This is a genomic window from Aquitalea pelogenes, assembly GCF_001515305.1.
Classification (GTDB): domain Bacteria; phylum Pseudomonadota; class Gammaproteobacteria; order Burkholderiales; family Chromobacteriaceae; genus Aquitalea; species Aquitalea pelogenes.
Map to the genome: position 1 here is coordinate 34,056 of NZ_LNQV01000022.1, position 24,063 is coordinate 58,118.

A 24,063-nucleotide genomic window follows, 5' to 3' on the forward strand; every position below is an offset into this window, starting at 1 on the left:
AGAAGGGTGTATGGGTCGGAATTACTCGACGATGCCCATCACATCTTCCTCGCGCATCACGAGGACTTCTTCGCCATCAACCTTGACGGACTGGCCGGAGTACTTGCCGAAGATGACCTTGTCACCAACCTTCAGCTCCAGCGGACGACGTTCGCCATTGTCCAGAACCTTGCCGTTACCGACAGCCAGCACCTCGCCCATGTCGGGCTTTTCAGCTGCAGCGCCCGGCAGAACGATGCCGGATGCGGTTTTTTCTTCAGCCTCAAGGCGCTTGATAACAACACGATCGTGCAGCGGACGAATTGCCATTGATCTCTCCTAAATACAATTGGCTGTTGAAAGCAAAAATGATCTGCCTGGATGGCAGCACGGGGCGGGAATTAGCACTCGCCCCTGACGAGTGCTAATAATAGGGACGGCTCAAGGAGGTTTCAAGTGGGGGGGCTGCAAAAACTTTGCTGCTCACCCGGACAGGCAGGGCTCAGGAATCGTCGCGACGCAACACCAGCCAGCTGGGTACTTTAAAGCGCACGATCATGCGATACAGACGCAAATAGCCAAGCACAAACAACAGGCAGAACAGCATCAGCACCCAGGTATGGTTCCAGAACAACATGGCCGGCACCACCGAAAACGAGGTCAGCAACCACAGGTAAGGTGAGGTCATGCTGTTGCGCTGGGTCAGGTGACGTGCGTCCTTGGAGCCCACCATCCACAGCACCATGCGCTTGTAGATCATCTGATGCAGATGCAGCGCATCCGGATAGCCCACCGCCCTGCCCTGCAGGAATTTGCGCCGGTAGATGGAAAAGATGGTTTCAAAAACAGGGTAGATCACGCACAGCAAGGGAAACCAGGGCGACACTGCCGGATTGCGCGCCACCAGCAAAACCGACATTTCAGCAATCATGAAGCCAATCAGATAAGCCCCGCCATCGCCGGCAAAAATCAGCCCGCGCGGGAAGTTCCAGAACAGGAAACCCAGCACCGCGCCAACCATGGCAAAGCACACACTCATCAATACGATGTCATGCACTTTGAAGCAGACATAAATGATGGACAGGAAAATGAACACCGCTACCATGCCGGACAAACCGTTATAGCCATCAATGATGTTGACGGCATGCGCGACACCTCCGACCGCCACCATGGTGAGCAGCAAGGACAGCCACCAGTAGGAAGCCAGCAGCTGATCTACACCTGGAATGGACAGCCGGGCCAGCCCGGCACCCAGCAGGAAATAACCCAGTGCAGCAGCCACAAAGGTGGCAAGCAAGCGAGGCAAGGGGCCGATTTTCTTGGTGAGGTCTTCAATAAACCCAGCTGCAAATGCCGGAAAAGCCGACAGCAACAGCAACAACACCCATACCGATGTGTTGAGGTAGCCAGACAGCGCACAGCCGGCAATCAGGCCCAGCATGATGGGCAGGCCACCAATGCGAGGCACCGGGGTGGCATGGAATTTCTGCACGCCGGTGACGTCACCATCGGTCGAAAAGCGTGCATGCAAGTGTGCATACCGAATCAGCAACAGCCCGGTAGTGAAAGAAGCAATCAGTGCAAGCAAGAGAATCTGCAACATGGGGCATCAAGGCCTGAATGGGCGTGGAAACGGAATAATCGGGCCTGCCCGCCGCAGTCGCAAGACTGTACAACGAGAAGCCGGGCAATTTTGTCTTATAATGTCGGCCTTGCAGGCGAGCACAATGTACTTGCCCACGGTGGGCTACTTTACCATGGCCCCGCGCCAAGCAAAAACCACTTACTTATTGGAATTGTTAAATGATATTGGTGACTGGCGGTGCCGGCTTCATTGGAGCCAACTTTGTTCTGGACTGGCTGAATGGCAATGACGAAGGTGTGATCAACCTGGACAAGCTGACCTACGCTGGCAATCTGCAAACCCTCGCCAGCCTGGAAAACGACCCGCGCCATATATTTGTTCAGGGCGATATCGGTGATCGCGAGCTGGTGAGCCGACTGCTGCAACAACATCAGGTGCGCGCTGTCATCAACTTCGCGGCAGAAAGCCATGTTGATCGTTCCATCCACGGCCCGGGTGAATTCATCCAGACCAATGTGGTAGGCACCTTCAACCTGCTGGAAGCCGTGCGGGCTTACTGGAATGCCCTGGAAGGCGAAGCCAAGGCGGGCTTCCGCTTCCTGCACGTCTCCACCGACGAGGTGTACGGCACGCTGTCCGCCACTGACGCCCCGTTCAGCGAGACCAATCGTTACGAACCCAACAGTCCCTACTCGGCCAGCAAGGCCGCGTCGGACCACCTGGTGCGTGCCTGGCACCATACTTACGGCTTGCCCGTCCTCACCACCAACTGCAGCAACAACTACGGCCCCTATCATTTCCCGGAAAAACTGATTCCCCTGGTCATCCTGAATGCGCTGGCGGGCAAGCCCTTGCCCATTTACGGTGACGGCCAGCAAATCCGCGACTGGCTGTATGTGAAAGACCATTGCAGCGCCATCCGCACCGTGCTGGCCCAAGGTCGCCTGGGTGAAACATATAATGTTGGCGGCTGGAACGAAAAGGCCAATCTGGATGTGGTGCACACCATTTGCGCCATTCTGGATACACTGCGCCCCAAGGCCGATGGCACAGGCTATGCCGAGCAGATCACCTATGTGCAGGACCGCCCTGGCCATGACCGCCGCTATGCGATTGATGCACGCAAGCTGGAACGTGAGCTGGGCTGGAAACCGGCAGAAACCTTTGAGAGCGGCATCCGCAAGACCGTAGAGTGGTACCTGGACAATCAGGACTGGGTCAGCAACGTCACCAGCGGCAATTATCGCCAATGGCTGGAACAACACTACGGGAACAAGGCATGAGCCGCATCCTGATTACCGGCATCAATGGCCAGCTGGGCTTCGAGCTGCGTCGCTCGCTGGCCATGCTGGGCGAGTGCATCTGTCTGGATCGCCAGCAACTGGACCTGTCCCGCCCGACGGACATTGCCGCGGTGCTGGAACAATACCAACCAGACATCATCGTCAACCCGGCCGCCTACACCGCCGTGGACAAGGCCGAGACTGACGCCGAACTGGCCCATACCGTGAACTCAGCCGCACCGGCCGCGATGGCTGACTGGGCCGCAGCAAAAAATGCCCTGCTGCTGCACTACTCCACCGACTATGTGTTTGATGGTGACAAGACCACGCCTTATGAAGAGAGCGATGCCACCAACCCGCAGTCTATATATGGCTTGAGCAAATGCCAGGGTGAACAGGCCATCCGTGCCAGTGGTGCAGACCACATCATCCTGCGCACCAGCTGGGTGGTGGGCGCTCATGGCGGCAACTTCCTCAAGACCATCATGCGTCTGGCGCGTGAACGCGACAGCCTGAATGTGGTGGCCGACCAGATTGGCGCACCCACACCCGCTGCGCTGATTGCCGATGTGACCGCCCACATCATCAAACAATGGCAAACCAGCAAGGACAAGCAGTTGCTTGGCACCTATCACCTGACCAGCAGCGGCAGCACCAGCTGGCATGGCTACAGCCAATACCTGCTGACACTGGCGGAACGTTACGGTGTCGCACTGCAACTGAAGCCGGAAAACCTGCACGCCATTCCCGGTAGCGCCTATCCGACCCCGGCGAAACGCCCCGGCAACTCCAGGCTAAATTGCAGTAAAATCCAGGACGCGTTCGGCCTGAACATGCCAACATGGCAGAGCGGCGTGGAACAGGTGTTCCAGCAGATCTTCAATTCCTGATACAGGATGAAAGCAGATGAAACGTAAAGGCATCATCCTGGCGGGAGGCAGCGGCACCCGTCTGTACCCTGCCACACTGGCAGTCAGCAAACAATTGCTGCCCATCTACGACAAGCCGATGATCTACTACCCGCTCAGCACGCTGATGCTGGCCGGGATTCGCGACATCCTGATCATCTCCACCCCACAGGACACTCCACGCTTCGAGCAATTGCTGGGCGATGGCAGCCAGTGGGGCATCAGCCTGCAATACGCGGTACAACCCAGTCCGGATGGCCTGGCACAGGCCTTCATCATTGGCGAAGACTTCCTGGCAGGCGCACCTTCGGCACTGGTACTGGGTGACAACATCTTCCATGGCCATGATTTCCCCAAACTGCTGAAGGCGGCCAACGCCAAGCAGCAAGGCGCCAGCGTGTTTGCCTATCATGTGCAGGACCCGGAGCGCTATGGCGTGGTGGAATTCGATGCCGAGGGCAAGGCCTTGTCCATTGAGGAAAAACCGGCTGTACCGAAATCCAACTATGCTGTCACCGGCCTGTACTTCTACGACAATCAGGTTGTCGACATCGCCAAGTCCATCCGCCCCTCACCGCGCGGCGAACTGGAAATCACCGATGTCAACAACCACTACCTGCAGCAAGGCCAGCTGGATGTGCAGACCATGGGGCGTGGCTATGCCTGGCTGGATACGGGCACCCACGAATCCATGCTGGAAGCCAGCCAGTTCATTGCCACCGTGGAAAACCGCCAGGGTCTGAAAGTGGCCTGTCTGGAAGAAATTGCCTACGTGCAGCAGTGGATTGATGCAGCCAGAATGGAACAGTTGGCACAACCGCTGAAGAAAAATGCCTACGGGCAATACCTGCTGCAGCTGCTGAAGTAAGAAAGCAAGCCATTCATGAAAATCATCGATACCGCCATTGCGGACGTCAAAATCATTGAACCTGCCGTATTCGGCGACGACCGCGGGTTTTCTTCGAAAGTTTCAACCAGAAGCGCTTTGAAGAAGCCATTGGCCGCAAGGTTGAATTTGTCCAGGACAACCACAGCCGCTCCGGCAAGGGTGTGCTGCGCGGGCTTCACTACCAGTTGCCTCCGTTTGCCCAAGGCAAGCTGGTGCGCTGCTCGCTGGGCGAAGTGTATGACATTGCCGTGGATATCCGCCGCAGCTCGCCCACATTCGGTCAATGGGTGGGGGTAATGCTATCAGCAGACAACAAACGCCAGTTGTGGATTCCGGAAGGCTTTGCCCACGGTTTTGTCACTGTGTCCGAGCATGCCGAGTTTCTGTACAAGACCACCAACTACTACGCCCCGGACCATGAGCGCAGCATCATCTGGAACGATGCCGAGTTAGACATCGACTGGATGCTGGACAGCACACCTTCCCTGTCGGGCAAAGACATGCAAGCCTGCGCCTTCAACACCGCGCAGCTTTTTGATTGAACGGAACACATCATGAAAGCAGTCATTCTGGCAGGCGGGCTCGGCACACGTCTCAGCGAAGAAACCTCAGTCCGCCCAAAGCCCATGGTTGAAATCGGCGGCAAACCCATTCTGTGGCACATCATGAAAATGTACTCCCACCACGGGATCAACGATTTCATCATCTGCTGCGGCTACAAGGGTTACTTCATCAAGGAATATTTCGCCAATTACTTTCTGCACATGTCGGACATCACCTTCGACATGCAGAAAAACGAGATGCATGTCCACCAGCGACGTGCGGAACCGTGGAAGGTTACTTTGGTGGATACTGGCGACAACTCGATGACTGGCGGCAGGCTGGGACGTGTGGCCGATTACGTCAAGGATGAAGATGCGTTCTGTCTCACCTACGGTGACGGCGTCAGCGATATCGACATTGCGGCCACCATCGAATTCCACAAATCCCATGGCAAGGCAGCCACCCTGACAGCGACATACCCGCCCGCACGGTTTGGCGCGCTGGAGATCGATAACAAACACGTCAGGAGCTTTCAGGAAAAACCCAAAGGCGATGGGGCCATGATCAATGGCGGCTTCTTCGTTCTCTCACCGCAAGTTCTTCAATACATCAAGAGTGATGCCACCATCTGGGAACAAGAGCCGCTGATGCAACTGGCACAATCCGGAGAGCTGATGGCCTATGAACACCAAGGCTTCTGGCAACCAATGGACACCCTGCGCGACAAGCACCTGCTTGAAGAACTGTGGGCCACTGGCAATGCTCCTTGGAAAAAGTGGGACTGAAATGAGCAAGCAGCACCTTAGCCCTGCGTTCTGGAAAGGCAAGCGAGTCCTGCTCACTGGCCATACCGGCTTCAAGGGCAGCTGGCTGAGCCTGTGGCTGCAAGCCATGGGAAGCGAAATTCGGGGCATTGCCCTGCCGCCTCCAACAGAACCATCGCTGTTTGAGTGCGCAGATGTTGCCCGCGGCCTGGACCACCAGATCTGCGACATCCGCGATTACGACCGGCTGCACGTCCTGTTTAGCGAATTTGCTCCCGAAATCGTCATCCACATGGCGGCCCAGCCACTGGTCAGGCTTTCCTACCAGCAGCCGATGGAAACCTATGCCACCAATGTCATGGGCACGGTGCATGTGCTGGAGGCAGCCAGAAAGGCTGGAACAGTCAAGGCTATCGTCAACGTCACCACCGACAAATGCTACGAGAACCGCGAATGGCCCTGGGGCTATCGCGAAAACGAGCCGATGGGCGGGTTTGACCCCTACTCCAACAGCAAGGGCTGTGCCGAACTGGTCAGCAGCGCTTACCGCCAGTCTTTTCTGCAATCCGAAGGCATTGCCCTGGCCACTGCACGCGCAGGCAACGTGATTGGCGGTGGCGACTGGGCCGCAGACCGGCTAGTGCCGGACATTCTGCGTGCGCTGGAGCAAAACCAGCCCGTACAGATACGCAACCCTCACGCCATACGCCCTTGGCAGCACGTTCTGGAACCCTTGTCAGGTTATCTGCTTCTTGCCCAACACCTCTATGAGCATGGCCAGGTCTATGCAGAGGGCTGGAACTTCGGCCCCAGGGACGAAGATGCCAAACCAGTACAATGGATAGTCGAGCGGCTATGCCAAGCATGGGGCAATGGTGCCAGCTGGAACTTGCAGCCGGGCACCCATCCGCACGAAGCCAATTTTCTCAAACTGGATATTTCCAAGGCTCGCCAACACCTTAACTGGGCACCGCGCTGGACGCTTGCAACCGCGCTGTCCCAAATCGTGGACTGGCATCAGGCCTGGCGGCAGGGGGGCGATATGCGCGCCCACTGCCTTGATCAAATTACTCAATACCAAACAATACAATGACAACCAGCCCAATCAATTTCCAGCCCAAGCTTGATGAACTGCGCAGCCAGATCAACGAACTGGTACGCCAATATGCCGAGCTTGCCCATGCTCCCAAAGCTTTTGTTCCAGGACAAAGTGCTGTTCCTGTTTCCGGCAAAGTAATCGGCACCCGCGAACTGCAACTGATGGTGGAAGCCTCGCTGGATGGCTGGCTGACCACAGGTCGCTTCAATGCGATGTTTGAAGAAAAGCTCGCCCGTTTTCTGGGTGTAAAGCATCTGATCACCGTCAACTCCGGCTCATCAGCCAACTTGGTGGCGTTTTCCACCTTAACCAGCCCCAAACTGGGTGACAAGGCCATCAAACCCGGTGATGAAGTGATTGGCGTGGCGGCAGGCTTTCCTACCACGGTTAACCCCATCCTGCAGTTTGGTGCAGTCCCGGTTTTTGTCGATGTCGATCTGGCGACTCACAATATTGATGCCAGCAAGATTGAAGCTGCCATCAGCCCCAAGACCAAGGCCATCATGCTGGCGCACAGCCTGGGCAATCCTTTCAATCTGGAAATCGTCACCGGCCTGTGCAAAAAGTACAATCTGTGGCTGGTAGAAGATTGCTGCGATGCCTTGGGTGCAACCTACAACGGCCAGTTAGTTGGTACATTTGGTGATATTGCCACCCTCAGTTTCTACCCTGCCCATCACATCACCATGGGTGAAGGCGGCGCGGTTTTCACTAATGACAGCGAGCTGAAAAAAATCGCCGAATCCTTCCGCGACTGGGGACGTGACTGCTACTGCCCGCCCGGCAAAGACAATACCTGCAACAACCGTTTCTGCTGGACCAAGAAACAGCTGGGTGGGGACCTGCCAGATGGCTACGATCACAAATACACCTACAGCCATCTGGGCTACAACCTGAAAATTACCGACATGCAGGCCGCCTGTGCGTTGGCACAACTGGACCGGCTGGAGGAATTCATTGCAAAACGCCGAGCCAATTTCGCCTATCTCAAGGCTCGTCTGGCAAGCGTTGAGGAATACCTGCATCTGCCGGAAGCCACCCCCAATTCAGAACCAAGCTGGTTCGGCTTTCCACTCATTCTCAAGGAAAGCGCCGGAGTACAGCGCGGAGTGCTAATTGACTACCTGGAGCAAAACAAAATTGGTACCCGCCTGCTGTTTGCCGGCAATCTGACCAAGCAACCCTATATGGCAGGGCGCAACTTCCGCGTGAGCGGAGAATTGACCAATACGGACGTAGTAATGAATCAGACCTTCTGGCTTGGCACATTCCCAGGACTGGGTAAAGAACAACTGGACTACATTGCCGACAAGCTTGAAGCGTTTTTTGGGGTTAACTTCTAAGTGGAAAACCCCATGCTTGCCCCGCTAAAGCTGCCGCAAGAGGATCTGGATCATATCCTCCGCGCTGTTGGACCCCATTGGGAGCAACTGCGCGGTCAACGCATCCTGCTCACGGGTGGAACCGGCTTCATCGGCAAATGGTTGCTGGGCAGTTTTATTCATGCCAACAACCAATTGGGGCTGGATGCACAGATTCGAGTACTCAGCCGTTCACCGGAGAGTTTTATCGACTCTTTTCCGGCACTGCGGCAAAGCACCGGGGTGGAGTGGCTAAAAGGCGACGTCCGTAATTTGTCCACAGACGCAGCAAGCGACTGTCGCTTCGCCATTCATGCAGCCACCGATGTGGTTGCCACCAGCACGCCAGCCGACATACTGGACACCTGCATCCGTGGCACACAGAGGATAGTGGATGCCATGTCGATCGGGACACAGGCACGACGCCTCCTGCTGCTCAGTTCCGGAGCCATTTATGGCAGGACAAATGGCAACACCATAACTGAAGAATGCACCACAGCACCGGATCCCCTGGCATCGGCATCCACGTACGGCGAAGGCAAACGCGTCAGCGAAATGCTTTGCAGCATGGCCGCTGCAGCACGCCCCGGACTGGAAGTCTCCATTGCCCGGTGTTTTGCCTTTGTTGGACCCCATTTGCCTCTTGACAAGCACTTCGCCATTGGCAATTTCATACAGGCAGCCATACAGGATGCCGACATCCAGATTCTGGGCGACGGAACACCACTGCGCAGCTATCTGTATGCGGCAGACCTTGCAATCTGGCTGTGGACCATGCTGTTCACTGCGCCGAATAATCGGGCATTCAATATCGGTGGACAAGAGGCCATTTCGATTGGCGACCTGGCTCACCGGGTCAATCAAGTACTGAATGCCAAGGGCAAGGTCTGTATTGCGCAAACACCGGCCCCGGGTGCGAAACCCCAAGCCTATGTTCCCTCCGTGGAACGCATTGCCAGCGAACTGGGTCTGGTTGTCACAACCAGCCTGGATGATGCCATCCGGCGTACTGCGAAATGGGCACGCCTGATATCCTGAGAACGAAATGAACAGTCTCGAACTAGACAGCTACGATCTGGCCCGCAGAATGCGGATCCAGGCTCTGCAAATGGTACATCGTGCCCGTGCTTCCCATATCGGTTCAGCACTTTCAATCTGCGATATCGTTGCAACACTCTACGGCCAGGTAATGCACCTGCAGCCGGACCAGCCTGCTGCGACGCAGCGCGATCGTTTCATTCTGAGCAAGGGGCATGCATGCGTTGCCGTGTATGCAGCACTGGCTGAAACCGGCTTCTTCCCCAAAGAAAACCTGTTTCGCTACGGTCAGGATCACTCCGAACTGATGAACCACATCAGCCACAAGGTGCCAGGAGTCGAATTCTCCACGGGCTCACTGGGACATGGTCTGCCATTTGGCACGGGTAAAGCATTAGCCGCAAAAATGCAGGCACAAAACTGGCGCACCTTTGTATTGCTCAGTGATGGAGAATTGGGCGAAGGCTCCAATTGGGAAGCCATGATGTTTGCCGCACATCATCAGTTGGATAATCTGGTAGCGATTGTCGACTACAACAAGCTGCAAAGCCTGACTACAGTAGACCAGACACTACGTATCGAACCCCTAGCCGACAAAGCCCACGCCTTTGGCTGGGCAGTACGGGAGGTGGACGGCCATGACCATGTCAAACTGGCGGAACTGCTGGGCACATTGCCATGGGAAGCCGGAAAGCCCTCCTTCCTGATTGCCCACACCACCAAAGGTAAAGGGGTGAGCTTTATGGAAAATAAAGTGGAATGGCACTACAAATCGCCATCACAGGAACAACTAGATCAGGCACTGGAAGAACTGAATCATGCGTAACGCCTTCATTCAAGAACTGGTTGCCTTGGCGCGTCAGCACCCCCACATTGCTCTGATCGTGGGAGACTTGGGCTATTCGGTCATAGAACCATTTGCCGAGGAGTTTCCCGACCGCTTTATCAACGCTGGCGTAGCTGAACAGAACATGACCGGTCTGGCTGCTGGCATGGCATCAGAGGGCTATCATGTATTTACCTACTCGATTGCCAATTTCCCGACCTTCCGTTGTGCCGAGCAAATCCGTAATGATGTTGCTTATCACAAGCTGCCGGTAACTGTAGTCGCAGTTGGAGGGGGCTTGGCGTATGGTGCGCTGGGATACTCCCACCATGCGGTACAGGATTACGCATTGATGCGCACCATGCCCAATATGCAGATTGCCGCTCCTGGCGATCCGATGGAAACCCGGGCATGCATGCGCTATCTGGTTGAGCATCCCGGCCCTTCATATCTCCGCCTGGGCAAGGCAGGCGAACCCTGTTTTCATGAAGTACCGCCAGAAGTTAACCCTGGCCAGTGGCTAAAAATCCGGGAAGGAGATGAGGAACACGTCCTGCTTAGTACCGGTGCTTGTCTGCAAATGGCAATGGAGTGGGCAAATGAAGGCAAGCTGGGTAATCGTTCCATCTATTCTTTGCCACTCTGGTCCATGAAAGACAAAGATATCCAGATAAAAAATCTGCAGTCCAGAAAGGAAGTAACCACACTGGAAGACCATCTGCAGGATGCTGGTTTTGGTTCATGGTTGCTAGAAGCGAGAGTTCAGGACCCTAAAATTGCATGCACTATAAATCTTATGGCACTAAATCATACGGTATGCGGCACAGTAGGATCACAAACAACTCTTAATAGAATTGGCGGACTAACAATTTGAAATGGTTTTAAATTTTCATATCTATAATCTTTCACAAAACATTTATGACCAATCCATCTCGGCATGACAATAAAATGATGGATTTGATTAGAAATACCATTCAACAGAATATGTGGCGCGCAGGAGCGATTGCCATATTACGTTTAATTTCAGTCGCACTGGGTCTCCTTTATGTAAAATACTATACATCGACTCTATCAATCGAGGAAGTCGGTAAATTTTTCTACCTTGGTACGATGAGTTATATATTGAATGCGTTGGTGTTCGTTCCAGTAGATTCATACATGCAAGCCAGGCTATCAAGCTTGAAGTCGTTGCCATGGCCGGCATTACGACGCTTGGTAACAGCTACACTGCTAATAGCATTAATAGCATGTATCATACTGAGCACACCATTTATATCAATGAATTTACTATCGCGCCAAGATATTCCGCTCTTATACGGGCTGGCCTCCATGCTATACCTATGCAGCAGCATACGTAATCTACTTAATATTAGAGGGCAGGCTAACTTTTCTGCCAGTATGGTTGTTTTGGAGTCAGGTGCACGGTTATTGGCCTTTGTACTGGCTTCCTTGATGTGGAAAGCAACTGCTCAGACCTTATTGTCATCATCAATTGTAGCATTGGCCGTAGAATTCGCGATATTGATATGGCAGGCCCGTCGAAGCTTGCCGTTTACGCAAGAGGTTGCCCCACTTGACAACTCATTTCATATTATAAGGACAAGTGCGGCACTCGCTGGTGGTGCGGCATCCAATACCGTACAGTTACAAGGCTACCGGGTACTATTCCCAGCACTTGGGCATTCAAATACATCTGCGGTATTAGGTGTAACAGCGAATATCGGCGCTGTCGCGATGAGTGCATGCGCACAAGTTTTTTCTCAGCTTTATTTGCCACGGCTGTATCAGAGTCAAGGAAGATCAATCCAGCAGTATGCATTATTGGCAACTGCCATGATTGGTATATTACTTATATTGGCGATGCCAATATCAACATTTCTAGTTAAGCATTTAACACACTCAGAATACATACCATACGCCCCGGCTATTGGGATTGGAATTTTAATTGAAGGATGCAACTTACTTATTGGAGCGTATTCCATCTTTCTCACGTTGCGACAAAAAGTAGGAGTCTTGTTTCGTACCCAATTACTAGGCGCTGCGTTATCATTAACTGCTTGTCTGATATTAGTAAAATTTAACCCACAAACTCCCCTATTACTTGGAATGGGAATTGCGCTGTCACAGCTACTAGCAACAGCACTACTAGGCATTTATGTTTATCGCCTAAAAAAACTGGAATATTGATGCGATCCAATCTTATTACTTTTGTGCTTTTCATGTTCAACGAGGAAAAGCGCATTGAGCGTGCCGTTCGGAATTTCCTCCCCTACGGGCAAGTTCTTGTTGTCGATAATTATAGCAGTGACAGAACTGTCGAAATAGCCAAGGCATTAGGTGCCGATGTATTACAACACAAAAATCCTGGTTGGGTTGAAGATGAGAATACCACATCCGTTGTAAAAGAATATGTGAAGACGCCTTGGATTTATTGGGGATTTTCCGATGAAATAGTCGATGCACCGACAATGGAAGCCATGTTTGAGGCGATTGAAAGTGGCACTTGCTCAATCGTGAATATTGCCCGAAAAAATTATTACTATGGCAAATTCACACATGATGCATATCAGAACATACAAAGCCGTGCATTTATAAAAGAAGCTATCGATTTCCGGGAAAACAAAATACATCATTTTGGCAAGCATACCGTTCCTGCATCTGAAGTAACAACATTAAACCCAAAAAAATATTACATTCATCACTTCATTTCAAATACAGCAAAATCATACCTCTCATCAATTGATAGATATACAGACATTGAATCGAGACACACCAAGCCGCAGCACCCGTTAAAGATGATATTAAGCATAACAAAAAGCTTTATACTTCACTACTTTATCAGAGGTGGAATCAGAGCCGGGCGTGCAGGATTTTACCTGGAAATTCAAATGGCCTTTTATCATGCACTACTTACAATGAAAGCATTTGAAATATCCAGTAATTTAAATAGTGATGCGATAGAGAATATCAACAATAAATCAAGAGATAAAATTCTCTTTGGAATTGAAAAAAAAATGGAATATAAAAAATGAAATCCGTAAGATATTATTTAGAAAAAATAAAAATCATGGATTTCCATGACTACCTAAACCACCTTCAGTGTTTTTTAGCAAAAATTAAAGGATTACTTTTTTACAGCTTTATTTTTGGAAAATTTGGAAGAGGAAGCTGGATAAAAAAACCAGATCAAATATTTGGCGCAACACAAATATTTATTGATGAAAATGTCCGAATTGAAAAAGGAGCAGTCCTCTACTCAATACGAAAGTATGCTGAGAATAAATACAGTGGCACGATAAAAATCGGAAAACGAACATTCATAAATCGATATTTCAATGCAAGTTCTGCCATAGGTATTTATATCGGAGAAGGAGTAGCATTTGGTAGCAATGTATTTTTGTGTGACTTTGATCACAGCTACAAGGATCCACTAATCAGTCGAATAGATACTCCACTTACAACAAAAGGGCCTATTAACATCCATGATTATTGCTGGCTTGGGGCAAACGTATATGTAACAAGCGGGGTTACTCTTGGAAAAGGTTGTGTGGTTGGTGCAAATAGCGTCGTGACCTCGAGTTTTCCACCATACACAATGATTGCCGGCATACCAGCACGGGCGATCAAGCGTTATGATTTCTCTAGAAATCAATGGGTTCGCATCAGGGAAGCCAAACCCACTACTGAATGCTGATAAGCAATTCTAAAATTAGGTTAAAACTACTATGAAAATCCTTATCACAGGTGGCGCAGGTTTCATCGGTGCCAATCTTGTAACACGACTGCATAAAGATGGCCATAATATCCGCGTACTCGATACGCTATCGCCGCAAATTCATGGCAGTGACCCATCCCAATCGCCTTTACGTCAGCAAATTGAAGGGAAATGTGAGTTTATTCATGGCGATGTAACGGATGCCGCTACTGTTTCACGTGCAATTGACGGTTGCGATGCTGTTGTTCACCTTGCAGCAGAAACCGGCACTGGACAATCCATGTATGAGGTTGCTCGCTACAGCCATACCAATGTGCAAGGCACTGCCGTGCTGCTGGAAGCCATTGCAGAACGGAAAGACTCGATTCACCGAGTAGTGGTTGCTTCTTCGCGTGCGATTTATGGTGAGGGACGCTATGAGATTGATGGTAAATATGTTTACCCGGTGACACGCCATCAAGAGGATCTGGCCAATGGAAAATTTGAGCCACTATGCCCCGATACAGGTCGACCACTAAAAGTAGTCGCCACAGATGAGAACTCCAGAATTCAGCCAAATTCGATCTATGGTCTGACCAAGTACACACAAGAACACATGACCTTGTTGAATTGCAATGCTCTGGATATTCCAGCTGTAGCATTACGCTTTCAGAATGTTTATGGACCAGGGCAATCACTGTCCAACCCTTACACAGGCATCCTTTCCATCTTCTCCACCCGAATTCGTCACGGTCATGGAATTGATATTTACGAGGATGGAGAAGAAAGTCGCGACTTTGTCTATATCGATGATGTTGTTGAATCGCTAGTACTTTCGCTCACCAACCCAAATGCTGCTGGCCACGCATTTGGCATTGGCACAGGTATTGGAACTAGCGTGATGGATGTAGCTAAAACACTTGTTGACCTATATGGAATTTCTGTTCCACTCACAGTAACAGGTGCATACCGTGTGGGTGATATCCGTCACAATTTTGCAGATACGACAAAAGCAAGCAATTTACTTGGATTCACTTCCAAAGTTACGTTCCGAGAAGGAATTGAGCATTTTGTCAAATGGGTATTAGAACAACCTATACAAGCAGATACCTATGCAGAAAGTGTAGAGTCATTAAAAAAACGAGGGCTTTTCAAATGAAAATGCCTGCCGACCAAATTATTGGAATTGTAACAGTTTTATATAATAGCAATGACGTTCTACCGGGTTTCTTCTCAAGTCTTGGATCTCAACAGGGTATTAACTACCGCCTATATGTAATTGACAATAGCCCAAATGATAGTGGCACTCGTATTAGCGAAGAAGCTGCAAAATTGTTGAAAATTAATGCCGTTTGCATTTTTAATAATGAAAATGTTGGCGTTGCAAAAGGAAATAACCAAGGCATTGAACTTGCCCTCAAAGATGGCTGCTCACATATTTTATTAGCCAATAATGATACAGAGTTCGCCCCTACTACCATTTTTAAACTGTGGGAAGACATGGTGAAAAATGGTGAATACGCCTCAACACCGAAATTAATGTATTACGACACGCCTGATATTATCTGGTATGCGGGTGGCCATATTAATCCATGGACAATGCGGACACCACACTACGGATTGAATGAGAAAGATAATGGTCAGTTCGACATGAAATGTCACGTAAACTATGCACCGACCTGCTTTATGTTGGTGGATTCTACGGTATTTGAAAAAGTCGGGCGTATGGATGAACGCTATTTTGTGTATAGTGATGATACCGACTTTGTCTGGCGCATGAATATATTAGGCATGAATATATCTTATAATCCAGAGGCAGTGGTTCTGCACAAAGTGAGCACATCAACGGGAGGAGCCTCATCTCCATTTACCCAGTACTATTCAAATAGAAATAGAATTTTCTTTATCCGGAAAAATTTACACGGGTTGCAAAAAGCAATTGCATTGATTTATGTTCTCACAACCAGAATACTGCGCTTAGGCATCGTAAAAACCAACAAGAGCGGCTGGAAAGGTATACGAGACGGTTTATCCATGCAAGTTTAAAAAGCCGTAATTAATATCAATATAGTTCGCACTAGAAATAACAAGAAGCACACCTAATAATCTAACTTTAGGCAATTACCGAATAAACATGCAAACAATCTGTATAATTTCCGCTAGAAATCTGGGTGATGCAGCAATGCATGCCCTCCAGCTAAAACAGATTGAGTCATGCAATCCACACATACAACTCATCATCTGGACTTTCCCACAGGCCGCATTTCTATTTGACGATTTACCCAATAGTGAAACTATCTGCTCAGACTTCCCAATGGGCGCCAGCTTGACTAGTTTCATCAAAGGCGGATGGCGTGGTTTTTTCTCTGCGGCCAGAAAGATTCGTAGAAAAAGGCCAACAATGGCTATCGACTTTATTGGCGACATACGTGAACTATTAGTATTGAAAATGACAGGTGCTTCCAAGTTGTACTATCCAGTATGGTTGGATGGTCATCCGTTCCGCATGCACATCCGAACATTAGGCATCCGTTGCCCGCAGCACATAAAAATACCTAACACCGTCATTAATATCTATCACGCACAAAAAAAAGTGCTTGAAGCAACTCAATTACGGCTCAAGTGCTCTACACATTCAGCCTCATCCAACGGTCAGTCAGGACCATTTCACTTTGGGATTCATCCATCAGCATCACTACCATTTAAGCTATGGCCATCACAAAACTGGAGTGAACTGATTACCCAATTGCATTCAAGGTACCCAGACTCATTTTTTACAATATTTGGTTCACCAAGTGAGATGGAAACCCTTGAGTCGATTTCCAGAAAAATTGGTTGCCCACACAAAATTTTCGCATCATCATTATCCGGCTTCAGAGAATACCTAAGTGATATAGACTTTCTAATTGGCCTGGACAGTTTCTCAGTTCATCTTGCTCATAGTCTAGAAGTTCCTAGTGCTGTACTGGTTGGGGCCAATAACCCCCAAGTGTTTACACCACCGTCTGCTGTTGCCATCACGCACCCTGGACGATGCCCAGATCAGCCTTGTGGAGGAAAACCAAAATGTATTGGCACTACACATCAATATAGCTGCATGCTTGATATCACACCTCAAGAGGTGATCAGTGTGGTTGAACAATCACTCCATAGAGTGATTCATTAAAAAATGATGAGTCAAAATACTGAACTGTAAACAACATCATCAGACAAATTCTTATCCAAGAATGTAGAAACCAATGAGCGCAGATATTTGTTTTTCCGTAATCAGCCATGGGCACGGGCAGCTGCTCGATAGACTACTTTGCCAGTTAAACAGTCAGCCTCAGCTGAAGGGTATTAAAATTATCACTACGCTAAACTTGTTTGATGAAATTTTTGATGAAACGCGTTATGAAAATTTGAATCTGCTTGTCATCCGTAATCATACCCCAAAGGGTTTTGGAGCAAATCATAATGCGGCCTTCAAGCATTGCACAGCAACGTGGTTTTGCATTCTGAATCCCGATCTGATGCTATTAGATGATGAGCCGTTTACTCAAATGATAGATAGGGCTAAGAGCTCGTACGAAGCTGACTTCTCCAAAATTGCGATAATTGCACCCCGTGTGGTTGCAACAGATCTTTCTTTGGAAGACTCGGTACGAGAAAATCTCACACCATGGTCACTTCTGCGAAGAATACTGGGACGACGTAAACCACTGCATGTGAGTATAGATGCCCAACTCGGCTTCCCGTTTTATTGGCTTGCCGGCATGTGCTTATTGGTCAAAGCAGAGTTTTTTCAAAAAATAAATGGATTTGATGAGCGCTTCTTCCTTTATTGCGAAGATTATGATTTGTGCGCACGGCTCTATAATGCAGGGGGAATACTTCGCCTAGATCAACAAGCACAAATTATTCACGAAGCACAACGAGATAGCCACCGCAGCCGGCGTCATCTGGCCATGCATTTAACCAGTCTTTTCAAAGTTTGGTCCTCAAGCGCATTCTGGCGCATAACACTCAAATCGCATTAGTGCTTGTCCGGTATTCGATCAGTATTATTGCCACCATCCCCAGCAAGACGGCAAACCACATGGTGGCAAAGCGGATGCCCACGGCAGCCAGGACAGCTGTCGGCATCGAAGCACCTTGCCACAGCAGGCTGGCCACAATGACCGATTCGGTGGAGCCAATGCCACCAGGCAACATGGAGGCAGCGCCTGCCAGCATGGCCAGTGGATAACTGGAGAATAGCGGCCACCAGGCCATGCTGGGGGATAAGGACTGCACCAGCCAGACAAAGGCCGTGGCAGTGAGTGACCAGGCCGCCAGGCCGGCTACGGCGGCAACGAGCATGTCTTGCCAGCCCAACCAGCGTAATCCACCGCGCATGCCACGCTGCAGCAAGCGCATAAGCCGGTACAGCCTGCGGCATCGATACAGGCGCAACCTTGCATGCAAGCGTCCCAGCCAGCGCGGTTGCCGCATCAGGATGGCCAGCACCAGCAACACTGCACCAACAAACAGGGCCAGTAGCGGAAACAGTGGTGCAGCCAGCATGCCTGGCATGGCCAGCAGCAACACCACCAGTAAATCCCAGCCACGTTCGTAGATGAAGGCCGACAGCACCTGCTCGTGCGCAATGCCTAGTCGCTGCAGGTAGCGAATGCGGATCAGCTCCCCTACTTTGCCGGGCGTTGCGGTATAAGCGAAGCCGGACAGGTAAATGCAAAAACCCAGGCCAAATGGCTGCCCATGCCCGGTACGCCGCAGCAGGTAATACCAGCGCAGATAGCGCAGGAAAAAAGACAGGAAGGCCATGCCCATCAGCGCAGGCATGATACTGGCCAGTGCAGGCAATCGGGCAAACATGTCATGCCGGGCATCCGAAATCAGCAAGGCTGCCAGATAACAGGCAGTCAGTGCGGCAAATGCCAGTAGAGGTCGATTCAGCTTCATGCCTGTGTCAGCGGAAGGACCAGCGTTTGTGTCCCAGATAACTGGTGAAAACCGGGGCTGCCACGCCGATGGCGTGGGCGATCTCCCGGCTGAAGTGCGTCACGCCGAGCATGGGCAACAGGTAAAGTGCCAGACCCATGCTGATCAGCCAGGTCTGTATCACCGCAACCAGGTTGACCAGGGTGAAATACAGCGCTGAGCGGTGCATGGACTGGCTGCTTTGTTTGAAAACAAACATTCTGGCCAGCACAAAGGCGGTCACCATCCCGGTGAGATAAGCCAGAATCACGGCGGTGGAGAAGTCACACCACTGGTTGTAGACAATGCGTGAGCCAAAGTTGACCGCAGCCGCCAATCCCCCGGTCAGCAGGAACACCAGAAACTGGCGCGACATGAAATGACGGATCATCCCACCGCCTTTTGCGCCAGTGCACGGCCGTAGCCGATACTCTCGGAAATACCACGGTCTTCCGGGTAGTAATACGAGGTATCCGCCACCCACAGGCCCTGAACCGGCAATGCTGCCGGCGGCAGCTGCTCCAGATAACCCGGATCGCAGATCGGCTGTGCATGACGATAACGGCTGGCCCGCATGGCGATGAAGTCGTCGTCCTGCAGCGCCGGATTAATCTTCTTGAGATAGCGCTTCACTTTGCCCAGGAACACTTCATCCGGCTCGGCATACTTGGCATGCTCGCCCGGCATGTAAAACGGCACATAAACAATATGCTGGTCTAGCGGGCGCAAATTGCTGTATTCCACCAGACCGGGAATATCCATTTCATTATCATTGGTGTTGAGCCAGAAATTTTCCGTTACCGGCTTTTTCAGCTTGGCGATGACACAGACGACGGCAATGTTCTTGATCTGCTGGAACTTCTGCAGCACATCTGCGGGCAAGTCCGGCATGATTCTGGGGATAAATGGCAGCGGGACCGTGCTGATGACCTTGTCAAAGGTTTCGATCCCGGAGGCGGTTTCCACGCCTCGCACTTTGCCTTCGGCCATCACCACCCGCTTGACCGGCGTGCTCAGACGGATTTCACCGCCATGTGCGGTGATATCGTCACGCATGCCTTGCAGCAAGGTTGCCGAGCCCCCCTCCAGATAGCCCAGCTTTTCGCGGAACAGGCTGTAGCGCGAGCGACCGATACGGCGGATGCGGCTCCAGATCCAGGCCGCAGACAGGTTGGAGCTGTAGTCGTAAAACTTGTAATCAAACAGGCGACGCCACAGCACTTCATAAGCCTCTTCGCCTACCCAGCGGCGGATCCAGCCAGTCGCCTCGACATGATCCAGCGGCTTCCAGTCGTCACGCTTGGTTGAGAGAAAGGCATGTAGGCCGTAACGGAATTTGGCCACCAGCCCCAGCCCCTTGAACCGCAGCAGCGCCAGGGGATTGCCCCACGGTTGCAAACGGTTCTGGTACCAGTAGCCCATTTTGGTTTCCACCCATTTCATCTTGCTGCCCAAGTTCAACTCTTCCAGCATCTGCAGGAAGGCATGGTCGGAGATGCAATGAAAATGGTAATAGCGTTCGATATCCATGCCATCAAAATCAAAAGTGGCGGTCATGCCACCCACCCGGTCATCTGCTTCGAACAGGACCGGCTCATGTCCATCCCGCGCCAGCTGATAGGCCACGGCCAGCCCCATGGGCCCGGCACCCAGTACTGCAATGCGTTGTTTGTTCATGCTCAGAAATCCAGTACTACCCGGCTGTATTGCGGGTCGTTGAAAGTTGCGTCTACAGCCTTGCTGAAAGGCGTTGGTGTCACCTGGAAAATGTCTGGCCAGTCAATGACCTCGAATTCGTCATGCGCCACCAGTGCCTTGAGTTGATCTGCCGTAAAGGGAGGATTGCGGTCAAACAGGGCCCAGATTTTGAGCAGGACATAAAACAGGCCATAAGGAATGTGCAGCAGCATGGTCTTGGCTGCGACAGCCTGGCGGATGGCGCGAATGATATCCACGTAGTCGATCTTTTCCCGGCCACTGATATTGAAAACCTGACCGTGGATACCCGACTTCAGGCAGCTGACGATAATGCTGGCAAAATCGCCAACATACAGCGGCTGACGCATATAGCGGCCATCACCGGGAATGGGGAACACCGGCACCTTCTGCATGAAGCGCGACAACCAGCCCAGATGCTTGCGGTCAAACCAGCCAAACATCAGGGTCGGGCGCAGCACCACGCAATTGATGCCACTGGCCAGCACCATTTCTTCCTGCTCTTTCTTGGTGTTGGTGTAATCATCATTCGCCACCGACTCCACTACCGATGAACTGATATGTACGGTGTAAGGAATGTTGTAGCGCTTGATGGCTGCCAGTACATGCTTGGTGGAGGTGATGTTGTTGCGGACAAAGGGCTCCAGCGTGGGGGCACCGATTTGTGCCTGTAACATCACCAGCGCGGCTGCACCTTCAAAATGGCGTTCCCATTCACCAGGTTCTGCCAGATCGGCATATTCAACAGTAATGTCCGGATGCAGGCTGCGCAGGATCTCCAGATTGGTCTTGTGCTTGTCCAGCACCACCAGATTGGTATAGCCCGCTCTTTTCAGGTGAACCACCAGATTCTGACCGACCAGACCGGCACCGCCGGGCAATACTATTTTTTCTTGCATATCAACTAGACCAGAATATAAAATATTTTTCTTAATATACTATTTAAGCTTAAGCAAACATGGAGGATTACTTCCTAAAGCAATCATGGAATCAGTCAACAAACTTCTTTTAATATACCCACCAAAACCAGAATACTGAGCACTCTCGCCATACTGCAAAGCAACATCATCACGTCGCCTCCCAACCTCCAAATAGCCAGAGACAATATTTTTCGAATTCACAACAGTAACTAATAAAGGAGATTTTTTATCTACTGCGTAATAAATCCACCCATCCACTCTGATATAGTCAGGATCATCACGAATCAAAGATACATGATCCACAGCACCAATACACATACCCTTAACGACCGTATCAACAGGTCTTCCCAAACTATTCTTCATACCGACTAACGGAGGCTGAGAAAAAATTGTTATCCCATTTACTTCTGCCTGCCTTGCATAGTTCATCGTATACTCGACATCTGAAAACAAACTATGAATATAGTCAGAATCCTTGACATTCAACGCCAGTGCCAATGCAGCCTGATTCCTAACAAACATTTCATCTCGCACAGACTTCAATGCTTTAATTTGAAAACCAAACATCAATACGGTTAAAATAACAACTGCACAACTCAAAGCAGAACTGGCTGTTCTATTTTTATTGACATATACATCTCTGACAGAAATAGCCAGCGCAGCCCATGCCATAATAGAAGGAGTTGTGTACCTAGAAGATAAAGCCTGCTCCACTCCAAATACAACACGCCCCCCAGCAGTTCCAATAGCAGTAGCTATAATATAACCAACAAAAAAGAGAAGGGCCATCACATAAGGCGACCTTGTTGATTTAGTGAATTCTTTTAATAGAAGATATGACCACAAGACAACAAAAAAAGCACCAAACAGAATAGCCGCCTGATTACCAAAAACACCCTTACCAAGCAGATAATGGAATGGACTGCCCAAGTACATTAGCACATAGCAAAGATACTGCCGAGGCATTCCAATCAATGAAGAAATGACATGACCATGCCCTTCCGGCACATGGAAATCATAAAAATAAATCAAGGGAAAAAAAACTGATGCAAAAAGCAAAGATCCAACCTTTAAAAGACCGGATCTAAATATAAGCACATAAGCAAACATTACAGGAAAGCAAAGAACTCCATTAGCCATTGCACCAACAGAGAAAACCCCAAAAATAAATGCAAAAACAAAATATTTACAATCATCGATATCAATTGATTTAGCCAGTGCATACAAACCCACAAGCGGCAACATTTGTGCAAAAATAAACTGCGATTGAAATGCCCAATGCAAATTCTCCGACTGCACCCACAAGAATACCCATGAAATTAACGTAAATATGAAAATATAATACTTACGGCACCCAACAACCTCCCTATAGTTTAATGCATTCATAAATAAAACAAGAACAACACCAGTCAACGCAACCAAAACATAATTTACAAAAACTGAAAAATAGTTCAATCCATTAAAAAATTTACTATCAATATAAAAAACAATCCGCGCAAGAACAATTCTATGCTCATTAAAGAGACTCCACCATATGGAATGGTCTCCTTCTTTAACTTTCAAAAGAAAACCAACAACACCCCCCCACATATCCCAGTATGGGATTGCAGAATAGTTCCTGACACCACCGACAATTGCAAAAACAATCATCAAAGCCGCCACCACACCTGACGCAACAACAGGAACGGAGCAGGAATTTTTTCCAAATTTAATCAAAAAATATCTCCTGAAGTTAACTCTAAGGTCAGATATCAAGTTTATTAAAAACAAAACCCGGCAAATGCCGGATGATAAGCATGATCAACTGCCACTTGGCCGGTGCATAAATCACGGACTTGCCACGTGACACACCGGATACGATATTGCCGGCCACCTGCTCCACGCTCGCCAGTTTTGCTCCGCTGCTCTTGAGGTGAGCGGTCATCGGGGTATCGGTGGGGCCTGGCTTGACCAGCACTACTTGAATCCGGCTGCCGGCAAAGCGATGCTGCAGGCCTTGTGCATAACGCGTCACCAGGCCTTTGGCGGCGCCATACACATAGTTGGACTTGCGGCCGCGATCCCCGGCTACCGAGCCAATCAATACCAGCTTGCCCTGCCCTGCCTGTTCCAGATGCGTGGCAAAGGCTTCGGCAAACAGCACCGGCGAAATGGCATTCACTTCCAGTGCGGTACGGTTGTCCTGCAGGTCTTGCTGGCAAACCTCCTGCTCAGGCAGGGAGCCATGGGCAATCAGCACAATGTCCGGACTGATGGTGGCGCAGGCCTGCTCTACCGTACTGGCAATGGCCTCCGGCTGTAGAAAGTCGCTGCAGATGGTCTGGATCCGGCACTGCGGAGCACGCACACGCAAATCCGCGGCAACACGGTCGGTACGCTGCATGTCGCGGCCGATCAGCACCATTTCGTCCACACCTTGTTGCAGCCACAGGCGGGCACAATGCTCGGCCATGGCAGAGGTGGCACCCACAATCACAATTTTACGCATGCTAGACA

The 24,063-nt window shown here is 50.4% G+C and carries 24 protein-coding genes and 1 pseudogene; 17 read left to right on the plus strand and 8 right to left on the minus strand.

Annotated elements, in window-relative coordinates:
• Positions 1-21: 21 nt before the first annotated feature.
• Together groES and AWT75_RS11080 are read right to left on the minus strand one after the other, a co-directional pair.
• Positions 22-309, minus strand: a complete 288-nt coding sequence (gene groES / locus AWT75_RS11075) for a co-chaperone GroES (RefSeq protein ID WP_045846653.1) — start codon at positions 307-309, stop codon at positions 22-24.
• 172 nt (positions 310-481) lie between these two features.
• Positions 482-1,582, minus strand: coding sequence for an MraY family glycosyltransferase (locus AWT75_RS11080; protein WP_062789171.1), 1,101 nt, complete (start codon positions 1,580-1,582; stop codon positions 482-484).
• Positions 1,583-1,782: 200 nt separating this feature from the next.
• On the opposite strand from AWT75_RS11080, the gene rfbB reads away from it, so the two are divergent.
• The 17 genes and pseudogenes from rfbB to AWT75_RS20880 all read left to right on the plus strand — a co-directional run bounded on the left by rfbB (position 1,783) and on the right by AWT75_RS20880 (position 17,988).
• A complete protein-coding gene (gene rfbB / locus AWT75_RS11085) occupies positions 1,783-2,847 on the plus strand; it encodes a dTDP-glucose 4,6-dehydratase (RefSeq protein ID WP_062789172.1) in 1,065 nt (354 codons plus the stop codon).
• Positions 2,844-3,737, plus strand: coding sequence for a dTDP-4-dehydrorhamnose reductase (gene rfbD / locus AWT75_RS11090; protein WP_082696057.1), 894 nt, complete (start codon positions 2,844-2,846; stop codon positions 3,735-3,737). The genes rfbB and rfbD overlap by 4 nt, the downstream gene beginning before the upstream one ends.
• 16 nt (positions 3,738-3,753) lie before the next feature.
• Positions 3,754-4,623 (plus strand): glucose-1-phosphate thymidylyltransferase RfbA, encoded by an 870-nt coding sequence (gene rfbA / locus AWT75_RS11095; protein WP_062789174.1) that lies wholly within the window; start codon positions 3,754-3,756, stop codon positions 4,621-4,623.
• Positions 4,624-4,638: 15 nt separating this feature from the next.
• Positions 4,639-5,186 (plus strand): annotated as a pseudogene (rfbC, locus tag AWT75_RS11100) (dTDP-4-dehydrorhamnose 3,5-epimerase).
• A 12-nt stretch (positions 5,187-5,198) separates the two neighbouring features.
• Positions 5,199-5,972, plus strand: coding sequence for a glucose-1-phosphate cytidylyltransferase (rfbF, locus tag AWT75_RS11105; RefSeq protein WP_062789175.1), 774 nt, complete (start codon positions 5,199-5,201; stop codon positions 5,970-5,972).
• Positions 5,869-7,044: a CDP-glucose 4,6-dehydratase gene (rfbG, locus tag AWT75_RS11110; protein ID WP_239689556.1), complete on the plus strand. Its 1,176-nt coding sequence runs from the start codon at positions 5,869-5,871 to the stop codon at positions 7,042-7,044. The genes rfbF and rfbG overlap by 104 nt, the downstream gene beginning before the upstream one ends.
• Positions 7,041-8,393, plus strand: coding sequence for a lipopolysaccharide biosynthesis protein RfbH (gene rfbH / locus AWT75_RS11115; protein WP_062789177.1), 1,353 nt, complete (start codon positions 7,041-7,043; stop codon positions 8,391-8,393). Before rfbG ends, rfbH begins: the two co-directional genes overlap by 4 nt.
• 12 nt (positions 8,394-8,405) lie before the next feature.
• The gene (locus AWT75_RS11120) at positions 8,406-9,449 is read left to right on the plus strand and encodes an NAD-dependent epimerase/dehydratase family protein (protein ID WP_062789178.1); all 1,044 of its coding nucleotides are present in this window, start codon (positions 8,406-8,408) and stop codon (positions 9,447-9,449) included.
• 7 nt (positions 9,450-9,456) lie between these two features.
• Positions 9,457-10,275 (plus strand): transketolase, encoded by an 819-nt coding sequence (locus AWT75_RS11125; protein ID WP_062789179.1) that lies wholly within the window; start codon positions 9,457-9,459, stop codon positions 10,273-10,275.
• Positions 10,268-11,149, plus strand: coding sequence for a transketolase family protein (locus AWT75_RS11130; RefSeq protein WP_062789180.1), 882 nt, complete (start codon positions 10,268-10,270; stop codon positions 11,147-11,149). The genes AWT75_RS11125 and AWT75_RS11130 overlap by 8 nt, the downstream gene beginning before the upstream one ends.
• Positions 11,150-11,223: 74 nt before the next feature.
• Positions 11,224-12,462 carry a hypothetical protein gene (locus AWT75_RS21270; RefSeq protein ID WP_153013303.1) on the plus strand — a complete coding sequence of 413 codons (1,239 nt, stop codon included), beginning with the start codon at positions 11,224-11,226 and terminating at the stop codon, positions 12,460-12,462.
• A 32-nt stretch (positions 12,463-12,494) separates the two neighbouring features.
• The gene (locus AWT75_RS11135; protein ID WP_161937745.1) at positions 12,495-13,307 is read left to right on the plus strand and encodes a glycosyltransferase; all 813 of its coding nucleotides are present in this window, start codon (positions 12,495-12,497) and stop codon (positions 13,305-13,307) included.
• Positions 13,304-13,969, plus strand: coding sequence for an acyltransferase (locus AWT75_RS20860; protein ID WP_082696058.1), 666 nt, complete (start codon positions 13,304-13,306; stop codon positions 13,967-13,969). Before AWT75_RS11135 ends, AWT75_RS20860 begins: the two co-directional genes overlap by 4 nt.
• Positions 13,970-14,000: 31 nt before the next feature.
• On the plus strand, positions 14,001-15,128 hold the full coding sequence (locus AWT75_RS20865; RefSeq protein ID WP_082696059.1) for an NAD-dependent epimerase/dehydratase family protein: 1,128 nt from the start codon (positions 14,001-14,003) through the stop codon (positions 15,126-15,128).
• Positions 15,125-16,015, plus strand: coding sequence for a glycosyltransferase family 2 protein (locus AWT75_RS20870; protein WP_153013304.1), 891 nt, complete (start codon positions 15,125-15,127; stop codon positions 16,013-16,015). Before AWT75_RS20865 ends, AWT75_RS20870 begins: the two co-directional genes overlap by 4 nt.
• Before the next feature lie 88 nt (positions 16,016-16,103).
• Entirely contained in the window at positions 16,104-17,135 is a 1,032-nt protein-coding gene (locus AWT75_RS20875) for a glycosyltransferase family 9 protein (protein ID WP_082696060.1), read from the plus strand.
• A 73-nt stretch (positions 17,136-17,208) separates the two neighbouring features.
• Positions 17,209-17,988, plus strand: a complete 780-nt coding sequence (locus AWT75_RS20880; protein WP_082086424.1) for a galactosyltransferase-related protein — start codon at positions 17,209-17,211, stop codon at positions 17,986-17,988.
• Here AWT75_RS20880 and AWT75_RS11140 read toward each other — a convergent pair.
• Genes AWT75_RS11140 through AWT75_RS11160 form a run of 6 tightly spaced genes read right to left on the minus strand, consistent with a single transcriptional unit; the run spans position 17,975 to position 24,055 of the window.
• Positions 17,975-18,913: a lysylphosphatidylglycerol synthase transmembrane domain-containing protein gene (locus tag AWT75_RS11140; protein ID WP_062789182.1), complete on the minus strand. Its 939-nt coding sequence runs from the start codon at positions 18,911-18,913 to the stop codon at positions 17,975-17,977. The two genes, AWT75_RS20880 and AWT75_RS11140, sit on opposite strands and share 14 nt — an antisense overlap.
• Positions 18,914-18,920: 7 nt before the next feature.
• Entirely contained in the window at positions 18,921-19,322 is a 402-nt protein-coding gene (locus tag AWT75_RS11145) for a GtrA family protein (protein WP_045846665.1), read from the minus strand.
• Complete coding sequence (locus AWT75_RS11150) at positions 19,319-20,608, minus strand: NAD(P)/FAD-dependent oxidoreductase (protein ID WP_062789183.1); 1,290 nt, start codon at positions 20,606-20,608, stop codon at positions 19,319-19,321. The genes AWT75_RS11145 and AWT75_RS11150 overlap by 4 nt, the downstream gene beginning before the upstream one ends.
• Positions 20,609-20,610: 2 nt before the next feature.
• Positions 20,611-21,546 (minus strand): NAD-dependent epimerase/dehydratase family protein, encoded by a 936-nt coding sequence (locus AWT75_RS11155; RefSeq protein WP_062789184.1) that lies wholly within the window; start codon positions 21,544-21,546, stop codon positions 20,611-20,613.
• Between the two features lie 39 nt (positions 21,547-21,585).
• Positions 21,586-23,283: a hypothetical protein gene (locus tag AWT75_RS21275; RefSeq protein WP_153013305.1), complete on the minus strand. Its 1,698-nt coding sequence runs from the start codon at positions 23,281-23,283 to the stop codon at positions 21,586-21,588.
• 28 nt (positions 23,284-23,311) lie between these two features.
• On the minus strand, positions 23,312-24,055 hold the full coding sequence (locus AWT75_RS11160) for an SDR family NAD(P)-dependent oxidoreductase (RefSeq protein WP_204376988.1): 744 nt from the start codon (positions 24,053-24,055) through the stop codon (positions 23,312-23,314).
• Between the last annotated feature and the right edge of the window lie 8 nt (positions 24,056-24,063).

Coding starts and splice junctions, on each gene's coding strand:
- groES (WP_045846653.1), bottom strand. CDS start 309: ATGGCAATTCGTCCGCTGCACGATCGTGTTGTTATCAAGCGCCTTGAG.
- AWT75_RS11080 (WP_062789171.1), bottom strand. CDS start 1,582: ATGTTGCAGATTCTCTTGCTTGCACTGATTGCTTCTTTCACTACCGGG.
- rfbB (WP_062789172.1), top strand. CDS start 1,783: ATGATATTGGTGACTGGCGGTGCCGGCTTCATTGGAGCCAACTTTGTT.
- rfbD (WP_082696057.1), top strand. CDS start 2,844: ATGAGCCGCATCCTGATTACCGGCATCAATGGCCAGCTGGGCTTCGAG.
- rfbA (WP_062789174.1), top strand. CDS start 3,754: ATGAAACGTAAAGGCATCATCCTGGCGGGAGGCAGCGGCACCCGTCTG.
- rfbF (WP_062789175.1), top strand. CDS start 5,199: ATGAAAGCAGTCATTCTGGCAGGCGGGCTCGGCACACGTCTCAGCGAA.
- rfbG (WP_239689556.1), top strand. CDS start 5,869: ATGAACACCAAGGCTTCTGGCAACCAATGGACACCCTGCGCGACAAGC.
- rfbH (WP_062789177.1), top strand. CDS start 7,041: ATGACAACCAGCCCAATCAATTTCCAGCCCAAGCTTGATGAACTGCGC.
- AWT75_RS11120 (WP_062789178.1), top strand. CDS start 8,406: ATGCTTGCCCCGCTAAAGCTGCCGCAAGAGGATCTGGATCATATCCTC.
- AWT75_RS11125 (WP_062789179.1), top strand. CDS start 9,457: ATGAACAGTCTCGAACTAGACAGCTACGATCTGGCCCGCAGAATGCGG.
- AWT75_RS11130 (WP_062789180.1), top strand. CDS start 10,268: ATGCGTAACGCCTTCATTCAAGAACTGGTTGCCTTGGCGCGTCAGCAC.
- AWT75_RS21270 (WP_153013303.1), top strand. CDS start 11,224: ATGATGGATTTGATTAGAAATACCATTCAACAGAATATGTGGCGCGCA.
- AWT75_RS11135 (WP_161937745.1), top strand. CDS start 12,495: ATGTTCAACGAGGAAAAGCGCATTGAGCGTGCCGTTCGGAATTTCCTC.
- AWT75_RS20860 (WP_082696058.1), top strand. CDS start 13,304: ATGAAATCCGTAAGATATTATTTAGAAAAAATAAAAATCATGGATTTC.
- AWT75_RS20865 (WP_082696059.1), top strand. CDS start 14,001: ATGAAAATCCTTATCACAGGTGGCGCAGGTTTCATCGGTGCCAATCTT.
- AWT75_RS20870 (WP_153013304.1), top strand. CDS start 15,125: ATGAAAATGCCTGCCGACCAAATTATTGGAATTGTAACAGTTTTATAT.
- AWT75_RS20875 (WP_082696060.1), top strand. CDS start 16,104: ATGCAAACAATCTGTATAATTTCCGCTAGAAATCTGGGTGATGCAGCA.
- AWT75_RS20880 (WP_082086424.1), top strand. CDS start 17,209: ATGAGCGCAGATATTTGTTTTTCCGTAATCAGCCATGGGCACGGGCAG.
- AWT75_RS11140 (WP_062789182.1), bottom strand. CDS start 18,913: ATGAAGCTGAATCGACCTCTACTGGCATTTGCCGCACTGACTGCCTGT.
- AWT75_RS11145 (WP_045846665.1), bottom strand. CDS start 19,322: ATGATCCGTCATTTCATGTCGCGCCAGTTTCTGGTGTTCCTGCTGACC.
- AWT75_RS11150 (WP_062789183.1), bottom strand. CDS start 20,608: ATGAACAAACAACGCATTGCAGTACTGGGTGCCGGGCCCATGGGGCTG.
- AWT75_RS11155 (WP_062789184.1), bottom strand. CDS start 21,546: ATGCAAGAAAAAATAGTATTGCCCGGCGGTGCCGGTCTGGTCGGTCAG.
- AWT75_RS11160 (WP_204376988.1), bottom strand. CDS start 24,055: ATGCGTAAAATTGTGATTGTGGGTGCCACCTCTGCCATGGCCGAGCAT.